The following is a 10119-nucleotide window of genomic DNA, read 5'->3' on the forward strand; positions in this document are numbered from 1 at the left end:
CGGCCGCGACATCGTCGGCGACCTTGGCGCCTACGATCTCTTCATCACCCCGACGCTGACGCAGCTGCCGCGCCCGCTCGGCTATTACGACATGTCGGAGACGGATATCGACCGCTACAATGCCAAATGGACGGACGCGGTGTTTGCCTTCCCCTTCAACATCTCCGGCCAGCCGGCGATCTCGCTGCCGCTCGGCTGGTCGAAAGACGGCGTCCCGATCGGCGTGCAGCTGGTCGGCCGCTACGGCGACGAGGCAACGGTGCTGGCCGCGTCGGCGCAGCTGGAACAAGAGATGCCGTGGAGGGGGAGAAGGCCGGCGGTGAGTGGTTAGGTGCTTGGCACCCCACCGCCGAGTTCCGTGGCGCCCCCTCTGTCCTGCCGGACATCTCCCCCTCAAGGGGGGAGATTACGCGCTCAACAGCCTTCGCCAAATCATCTACACGGTAAGGTGGGCGAGACGGCGAAGCTGCCAATCTCCCCCCTTGAGGGGGAGATGCCCGGTAGGGCAAGGGGGGCGTAGAGCGCTGTCCCTGCAGTGACCCGCCTCGTTATCCAATCCTCTCCAGCCGTCGCGGCAGCCTGTTCATCGGCTTGGGCCCGTCCGGCGTGATCAGGAACTGGTCCTCGAGATTGAAGCTGGCGAGGCCGTCTATGTAGAGCGGGATCTCGAAGGCCAGCACCATGCCGGTTTCGATCACGACATCGCTGTCGGCGGCGATGAACGGCCATTGTTCGGAAAACACCGACTGGCCGACGCCATGGCCGAAATGGCCGCGGCGGTAGGTGCGCAGCCCTTGCCGCGCCAGGCTGTCGGTGGCGACGCAATGCACGTGGGCGAGCGTGGTTCCCGCAACAAGGGACGCCAGCCCGTCGTCAAAGGCCCGCTCGGCAATGGCGTGCAGTTCGGCCTGCTCGGCGGATGGCGGCCCGAAGGTGAAGTTGCGCGACATGTCGGAGGCGTAGCCGCCGACCGTGCAGACCATGTCGCACTTCAGCGGATCGCCAGGCATCGCTTTCGCATCGGCATCTTTGGCCCGAGCGCCCAGCGTCACATATTCGGCAGTTTGGACCGGATGAGACAGGCCGGACGCGGCCGTGGCGACACCTTGCCGGTAGAGGGCAATGAGATCGGCCTGGCGCATGCCGGCCATCGCATCGACCTGCAGCCGCTCCAGCCCGGCTTCCGACAGGATGATGCCTTGCTGCAGCAGGTCGATCTCGCGCGGCGACTTGATGGCCCGCAACCTGTCGAGCACGGCCGAGCCGTCGACCATCGTGCAGGCCGGCAACAGCGCCTGCATGACCGAGAAATCGGCGGCGGGCACAAAATCGAGGTCGACGCCGACCCTTGCGCGCCCGAGCCCGAACCCGGTCAGGATCTGCTTCAGCTCGTCGACGGCACGAGCGAGTTCGAATGTCGCGGGCCGAGAAAAACCCGGCGCCCGGCCGGCAAGGCCGGCCTCGATGCGTTGCGGCAACCCTTGCCCTGACGTCGAGGCGTCCAGCGTGGCGGCTTCGATCCAGATCGGGTGGCTGCGGATGACAGCATCCGGCAGAACCCGCTGCAATTGTCCCGCATTGAAGTCCGCCACCACGACGCCGATCGGCAGGTCTCGGCCAGCCGGGATGACGACAAAGCCGGCGCCGGCGCGCCGGAACAGTCCCGCCGGGCCGATCGAGGCTCCGGTCGCATAGTGGAAGGCCTCGGGCGCGCACAGCACCAGCGCCTCGATGCCGGCGCGGTCCATCAGTTGCGCCGCGCGCTGGCGGTCGACAAAGCCTGTCATGGGTTTCTCCACTGTCCGAAGCGGCAACGGAGCATTCCGGGCATCGACAATCAAGCCGCTGACAACAGCTACTTGATCGATTCCAGCTTGGCGACGGCAGCGGTGAAGCCAGCCAGCGACACCGGGATGGTGACCGGCTTGCGGGTGACCGATTCCATGCCGATGTTCAGATTGGTCCCCGACTTCATGGCCTTGATGAGATCCGCCGACAGCGGCGTGGCGGCATAGGCGCCGTTCTGGTCGCTGGTCTGGATGGCAATCGTCGTCTTCTGGCCCTGGTCGATCTGGAAGGAGGCGCCGGACGGCAGGAACAGGCCGTGCGGCAGGGCAAGCAGCATGGCGAGGCTGCCATTGCCGTTGTCGCGGCGCACGGTCACGGTCAGCACGCGCTGCCCGGTCTTGGCCTCGGTCAGGTTCTGCGAAAGCTGGCACTGAAGCTCGGTGGTCGCCGAACCGCTGGAGCAGTTCATCGCCCACGGATTGGCATCGGCCGGTTTTGCATTGGTTTCAGCCGGCTTTGGCTGGGCCGGCTTGGCATCTTCGGCGAGGGCCGGGCCGGTGGCCAGAGCAAGCCACAGGGCGGCCAGCCCCGCGGCCATGCCAAGTAAATTAGATCTAGCTAAAGTAAATGTCATGTTGTTTTGCCGGATGCCTTGCATGTTTCCTCGCCGCGCCCGGTATTCTCCCGAGCATGGCTTGATACAACACCCGCGACTGTTCCGGAAGCCGAGCAGGAGGCAAGCAAGCCGGCGAAATTACTGTGGCTTTTCGGATACAACGAACAATATTGCAGGAGGCCCTCAGAAATCGAAGCGCCGGAGACTCGCTATACAATAGAATTCGAGTAAGATTTTACACGGGGTGCGTGCAGTCCCCGAAGGACTCGCCAGGGATGGGAACTACCGAGACGCCTCGGCAAGTTGGTGAGATGGCGGCGCGTGGGGAGGATTTCCGCGTGCACGCCGGCTATCGCCGTTCGCGAATCGCCAGGCATCTCTGGAAGACGACGGCACTGACGACGCTGGCGCTCGGCCTTTCAGGCATGGCCGCCTATGGCGATCCCAACGGGCTATGGCAGCCGCAGATCCGCGCCATCATCGGCGCCGACAACAATGGCGGCAACGGCGCGCTCGAAGGTTTCATCCCGCTCAAGCAGACGGCCGAATCCGTGCTGTTCCTGGATGTCCGGGCCAAGCACGATTTCAAGGATGGTTCCGGCCAGGATGTCGGCCTCGGCATTCGCCGCATCGTCAACCCGGACCTGATGATCGGCGGCTACGCCTATCTCAATCTCGAGAACTACAACTCCACCCAGTTCACCGCGGCCACGCTGGGCGCCGAGGCGATCACGCCTCATTTCGATGCGCATGTGAACGTCTATCTGCCGATCAAGGGTGATTCGACGGATCACTCGACCAGTTCGACCCTGTCGATGGTCAGCAACCAGCTGATCGAGCAGATCTCGGTCCTCGACCACCGCGATTACGCGGCATGGGGCATCGAGGGCGAGATCGGCGCGCAGGTGCCGGTCAACCTGCCCGACAAGCATTCGCTGCGGCTCGACATTGGCGTCTATCATTTCGAGGATCCGCATGGCGACGACGGCAGCGTCACGGGCGCCAAGGCCGGCTTCGAGTATACGATCGGCGATGTTTTCGGCAGCAACACGGAACTGGTCTTCGCCGGCGAGGTCCGCAACGACAATCGCGACGACACCAAGTTCGCCGGCAGTGTGCGGCTGAACATCCCGTTCAATCCCGGCAGCGGCTCGGACCACGCCGCCAATGGGGCCGACAGCGGGCCGGAGCCGGTCTATCCGGTCAGCGAAGGCCTGCGCAAGCGCGTCAACGAGCGCGTGCGTGGCGATATCGGCGTCCGCGTCCAGTCGCAGACGCTGACCGGCGGCTCGACGACGCGTGTCGCCATCAACGCCGCCACCAATGCCGCCTTCGGCAAGTTCTACTACGCCGATGGCGGCCTCGCCGGTGCCGGCACGCTGGCCGACCCGACGACGCTGGACGACGCCGTGACCAAGTCGGGTGCGAACGGTTTTGTCGTGGCACTCGGCGGCAACGGCAATCTGACGACTGGCGGGGTGACGCTTGCCAATGGACAGACCGTCATCGGCGGCGGCGAAAGCGTCACCGCAAGGCTTTTCGGCGGCGGCACCAGCACCTTCAACCTGGGCGGCAGCGACGGCACGATCCAGGGCACCAACGTCGCCAACCCCGTCTTTACGCTCGGCAACGGCAACACGCTCAGCGGTATCATCATCACCGGCGGCGGCGACGGCATCTTCGGCAACAACATCACCGGCGCGACGCTGACCAATGTGACGGTCACCGGTGCGGGCGGCAACGGCGCCGACTTCACGGGCAGTTCGACCGGCATCACCGACTCCAACTTCACCGCCACCGGCAACGGCCTCGACGGCCTGCACATCGACGGCGACGGCACCTACAATTTCACCGGCACGACGCTGCTGCAGGGCAATCTCGACGACGGTCTCGATATCACCGGCAAGGGCACCTACACCTTCGCCACCGTCAATGCGCAGGACAATACCGACCGCGGCATCACCGTGCAGGGCACGTCGACCGGAGGCACGTTCACCACCACCGGCGGCACCGTGTCAGGCAATGGCGGCACCGCCGTCTTCATCGATCCGATCACCGCCCATGTGGTGCTGGACTCGATCAGCCAGAGCGGCGGCACGTCGGGTGTCGTGCTGGAGAATGTCGCGGGCAACTTCACCGTCAACGGTGCGACGACGATCTCCAACACGACCGGACCGGCGATCGCCATTTCGGATTCGCCGGCGACGATCCGCTTCGGCGACATCAGCATCACCAACCCCGGCGCCGACGGCATCTCGTTTGCCGGCGTCAATGCGGCGGTGGTCGCCGGCAACATCGTCATCTCCGGACTGGGTGTCGGCACCGGCCTCGACTTCTCCGGATCCAAGACCAATTTCACCGCGCAGTCGCTCAGCATCACCGGCACCGGTGCTGCCGGCTCGATCGGCATCGATCTGACGTCGCCGAGCGTTGGCGGCGCGGTGATCATCATCACCGATGGCGGCGTCATCACCAATGTCGATACCGGCGTGCGGCTGGGCATTGCCGGCACGCCGGGCGCCACGGCCAACGCCGAATTTACCTTCGGCGGCAATTCCAGCTCCATCTCCGGCATCACCGCCTCGCTCGATGCGCGCGGGCTCAATGAGGGCAGCGGCCACTACGCTTTCGGCACGACCGCGTTTACCGGCCCGCAACTTTACGATCTGCGCAATTACATCTTCGTTGCGGCCGGGGCTTCGGGCGGCGGCACGTCGATCACCGACCTCGCCTCGATCGAATATGCCGACAGCATTACCGCCAGCGACGCCATCATTGTCCTGGTCAACCGCGGGACAATCGACGACGCCACCGGCTTCTCGCTGAGCGACGGACAGGAACTGGCCTCGTTCGGCAACGACCGCGCGTTCTCGCTCGGCGGGGTGCCGTTGAATGTCACCGGCACCAACATCCATCATGACGAATCCATATCGGATTCAGCGGGTGCGGCGACGCTGACCAGTTCCGGCGGCGGTAATGTCGTGACGCTGGGCAACGGCAACACGCTGCTCGATTTCAACGTTTCCGGGGGTTCCGGCTCGGCGATCTACGGCCTGGGCATCAACGGCCTGACCGTCCAGGGCGTGACGGCCAGCAATGTCGGGTCCGGCCTCTACCTCAATGGTGTGACCGGCACGGTCTCGGTCGACGACCTGACCGTCCAGACCGCATCTCAAACCGGCATCGTGCTTGTCGATTCGAACGCGACCGTCGATTTCACCGGCAACACCAAGATTACCAGTGCCGCCAGCGTCGGGCTGTTCGCCAACAATTTCGACGGCATCGCCACCTTCGACGATCTCGACATCAGTGGCGGCGGCAGGGGCGTGGCCATCTGGAGCGGCTCGAGCGGCACGCTGACTTTCGCGGCCGCGAGTTCCATCACCAACACGGGCGATGTAGCCTTCAACATCAACGGTGCGGTGCCCAACGTCACCTACAACGGCACGATCGACCAGGCCAATGCGGCCAACGCGGTCAGGATCATCGGCCAGACCGGCGGCACCGCCACCTTCGGCGGCAAGATCACCGCCAGCACGGGCTCGGCCAACGCGATCGACCTGTCCGCCAACACCGGCGGCACGGTGAAATTCACCGGCGGGCTGGACCTGACCACGACGACCGGTACCGGCTTCGATGCCACCGGGGGCGGCACGATCACAGTCGCGGCCGCGGGCACGGAGCAGATCACCACCGGCACCGGCCGGGCGATCAATCTCGACGGCATCACCATCGGCACCGGCGGCATGGCGTTCGACAGCATCACGACAGGCGTTGCGACGGCCACGGCGCTCAACTTCAATGCCGTCTCGGGCGGCCAGTTCCTGGGTGGCAATGTCACTGTCGGCGGCACCGCTGCCGGCATCAACGGCCTTGCAATCAACGCTTCGTCATCGACCTTCACCATCACCAATCTGGTGGCGACCAATGTCGCGGGCACCGATGTCAGCCTGACCAACAATACGGGCTCGATCACGATCCTCGGCGGCACCATCACCAATTCGGGCGCTGGCGACGGTGTCGTCGTTTCCGGCGGCAGCGCGACAGTCGGCGTAGCGGCCAACATCTCCAGCTCGGCAACCGCGCCAGGCGCGGCGGTCAAGGTCGACGGCACCACCGGCGGCTCGGTGACCTTCAGCGGTACGGTCACCTCGACCGGCACCGGCGATCTGTTCGATGTCGGATCGACGCTGACCCCGGCCGGCGGCGCCATCAGCTTCACTGGCCCGACCTTGTCGGCGACGGGTGGCGGCGGGGCGCTTGTCAGCAGCCTCGGCGGCACCGCGACGTTGAACGTGACCGCGCCGCTGTCGATCACCAATGCCACGGGCACCGGCCTGTCCGTCACCAATGTCGCCAGCACGGCATCGGCGAGCTTTGGCGAGGTCACCGTGACGACGCCTGGCGGCACCGGCATCTTCATTGCCGACAATGGCACGGTCACCTTCGGCACAACCCAGGTTACGCTGGGAGCGGCAAGCACCGCCGGCATCGAGTTCCTCGACATCAACGAACATATCAGCTTCGGCACGACCACGATCGACGAGGTTGGCGCCAACCAGACCGGCATCGACTTCAGCGGTTCCTCGAGCGGTTCCTCGACAAGGGCCGATTTCGGCCTGACCACGATCACCGGCACCGGCAGCCTGACCTCGCGCGGCATCGACCTGTCGTCGACGACCGGCAACAAGACCATCACCTTCCTGCGCGGCTCCAGCATTTCCAATGTCGGCGTCGGCGTCGAATTGTCGTCGAGCGGCGCCACCGCGACCTCGGCCAACGCCAACTTCACCTTCGGCGACGGCACGTCCGCCGATGGGCTGCAGTCCTCCATCAGCGCCGCCGCCGGCGGCTACACCGTCAACACGATCGGGCTCGATCCGACGCTCGGCAATTATGATTTCGACGACGTCAACTTCACCGGCGCCGCCCATCTGGCCAGCGCGGTCGGTGGGACCATCATGATTTCCCAGGGCGGTGGCATCGTCCACGCCAACACGGACGGGCTCAGCGCCGACGTGACCACCTACACGGTCGCCGAGGCCGATGCCATGACCGGCACGCTGAACTTCGCCTTTGTCGGCACCGTCGATCTCAGCGGCACCCCGTTCACGCTCGATTCCGGCCAGTCGATCATCGGCTTCGGCAACGGCGCCTCCATCCTCACCTCCGGTACCGTCCAGCCGGTCAATGTCCAGGGCAATCTCGGCGCTACTGGCGGCAACGTCACCGGCGATGAGGGCGTGGTCAAGAGCACGGGCAGCGATACCCTGCATCTGCTCGGCAACAACCAGGTGCGCGACACCGCTTTCGACTTCAGCGGCGGCAGCGGCTCGGTCTTCCTCGTCAACGGGAGCGCGGCTGGCTTCGTCAATACCGGCGGCATCTTCATCGAAGGCGTCACGGTCAGCAATGTCGCCGTGGGCCAGACAGCGTTCAAGGTCGTCGGCCTCGACACCAATTTGTCGATCACCAACAACAACATCAACGTCGCCGGCACGCTGCTCGACGCCAATGGCGGCAGCGGCGACATCACGGTCACGCGTGGCAGCTTGCCCAACAGCGGTCCGGCGGGCACGCTGACCGGCGGCGGCATCAACCTGCAGAACCTGACCGGCACGGTGACCATTGGCGACGGCACGCTGACCAACACCGGCGCGAACACGGCTTTCAATGTCGGCTCGACGACTGCCGGGAGCGGCGGCAGCGCGATCATCTCCTATGCCGGCACCATCAACAGCAACGGCACCGGCGCGGCTGTTTCGATCCAGAGCATGACTGGCGGCTCGGTGACGCTGTCGGGCAACCTGACTGATACCAACGCGGCCGCTGGCGGCAATATCGTCATTGCCGGCAACGACTCGGCCGCGATCACCTTCTCGGGCACCAGCAAGGTGATCAGCTCGGGCGCGACGGACGCCGTCAGCCTGGGTCTCGTTGGCAATTTCCCCGCAGGCACACCGGCCCCCAACACCAATTCCGCGATCAATTTCACCAATGGCGGTCTCGACATAACGACGACGACCGGCACCGGCTTCATCGCCTTCGGAGATTTTACCACCGGCGCCGTTACGGTCACCGGCACGGGCAACGAGATCAATTCCGGCGCCGACGGTCTTATCTTGTTCGGCGCCAATGTCGGCGCCGGCGGCGTTGCCTTCGACAGCGTCTCGGCCGTATCCACGAGTACCGGCGCTGGTGTGCTGCTTGGAGGTATCAATCTCGGCGGCGACGTCAACATTGGCGGCCTGAGGGATACCGGCTACATCGGCGCTTCATTGATCGGCCTGAGCGGCGCCGGCGTGGTCAATTTCACCGGCAAGACCGATCTCGACGTCAGCTACAGAGGGTTCGATATTGGTGGGCCGCTGGTCGGCACCATAAACATCGCCAATGTCGCCGGATCCACCCTGAACATCGATGGCGCCGAGATCGGTATCGCATTGACGACCTCGAGCGGGACCGTCAACGTTGGCGGGAATGGCGGCAGCGCCAGCATCGGCGCGACGACAAGCACCACTGGTTCAGCGATCACGCTCGCCGGCGGCAATGATCTTGTCCACGCCACACTGAACTACACCGGCTCGATCAACGTCAGCGCGGGTAGCGTCTTGCAAGTCGGCGGCGGCGACTGGAGCGAGCTCAACATGAGCGGTTCGGTCGTTTCGACCTCGGCAGTAGCACTGCCGGGGACAGCGGTCTTCACCTTCAGCGGCAACGCCGAGGGCGTGTACAATATTTCGAGCACGATCAATCATACCGGGAGCGCCGTCGGCGTCTTGTTTGACGGATCGTCCGAGGGAACGGCCACCTTCTCCGGCACCTCGAAGATATTCGACACCAGCAGCGGCGCCAACGGCGCCATCGTCAAGCTCCCCAGCATCGGCCCGACCCAGGGCACGGGCTCGCTCGCCTTTACCGGCGGCAACCTCAAGATCACCACCGCCAGCGGCGCCGGCTTCAGCGCCAGCACCTTCGGCGCCGGCACGATCAGCGTCAGCGGCACCGGCAACACCATCACCACCGGCACGGGAACCGCGCTGAAGCTTGGCGATGCGACGGCGGTCGTGGCCGGGGCGACAGGCGCGACGGTCGGCGCGGACGGCATCAAGTTCGACACGATTTCGACCAATGGCGCGGCGACCGGCATATCACTCAACAATGTCAGCGGCGGCGCCATCGATCTCGGGGCGGTCGACCTGCAGGGCATCACTGGCACCGGCGTCCAGGTTTCCGGCACGCTCGGCTCGACGCTGGATTTCCACAGCCTGAACATCGGGATCGCGGCAAGCGCCACCAACGCCGTCGGCCTCGACCTCAATGGCGCGGCGCTCGGCACGAGCACCATCACGGCCGACGATTTCGATGTCGACGGCGGCAACTCCACCGGTTCGCTCGGCATCGACATGGCCGGCACGACGACAACCGGCACCGGCAAGATCCAGCTCGGTGACCTCCTCAACAACAATCCTGGCCCTGCTGGTCAGACGTCGACCATCACCAAGGTCGCCCAGGGCGTCCAGTTCTCCAGCGCCACCAACGCCAGGCTGGTGTTCGGCGACGGCGGCAGCCCGGCCGAATCGAAGATCGAGACCTTCGGCAACGGCCAGGTCATCCACGCCACCGACACGCTGCCGACATCGGGCGACTACAATTTCAACGACGTCAACTTCAGCGGCGACACGTCGAACCTGTCTTCGTACAAGGTCTACTAT

At 65.1% G+C, this 10119-nt stretch carries 4 protein-coding genes; 2 read left to right on the forward strand and 2 right to left on the reverse strand.

Features of this window, described 5'->3' with window-relative positions; translation table 11 throughout:
• A partial coding sequence (locus EN969_RS05155) for an amidase family protein (RefSeq protein ID WP_245467414.1) occupies window positions 1–331 on the forward strand: 331 nt, incomplete at its 5' end.
• A gap of 217 nt (window positions 332–548) precedes the next feature.
• Here EN969_RS05155 and EN969_RS05165 read toward each other — a convergent pair.
• A complete protein-coding gene (locus EN969_RS05165) occupies window positions 549–1787 on the reverse strand; it encodes a Xaa-Pro peptidase family protein (protein ID WP_063169584.1) in 1239 nt (412 codons plus the stop codon).
• A gap of 68 nt (window positions 1788–1855) precedes the next feature.
• The gene (locus EN969_RS05170) at window positions 1856–2386 is read right to left on the reverse strand and encodes an invasion associated locus B family protein (protein ID WP_244514247.1); all 531 of its coding nucleotides are present in this window, start codon (window positions 2384–2386) and stop codon (window positions 1856–1858) included.
• Between the two features lie 329 nt (window positions 2387–2715).
• Here EN969_RS05170 and EN969_RS05175 point away from each other — a divergent pair.
• The coding region (locus tag EN969_RS05175) for an inverse autotransporter beta domain-containing protein (protein ID WP_245467415.1) at window positions 2716–10119 on the forward strand (7404 nt) is incomplete at its 3' end.

The organism is Mesorhizobium sp. M7A.F.Ca.CA.003.01.2.1 (assembly GCF_003998945.1).
Lineage (GTDB): Bacteria > Pseudomonadota > Alphaproteobacteria > Rhizobiales > Rhizobiaceae > Mesorhizobium > Mesorhizobium ciceri.

Coding starts and splice junctions, on each gene's coding strand:
- EN969_RS05165 (WP_063169584.1), bottom strand. CDS start 1,787: ATGACAGGCTTTGTCGACCGCCAGCGCGCGGCGCAACTGATGGACCGC.
- EN969_RS05170 (WP_244514247.1), bottom strand. CDS start 2,386: ATGGCCGCGGGGCTGGCCGCCCTGTGGCTTGCTCTGGCCACCGGCCCG.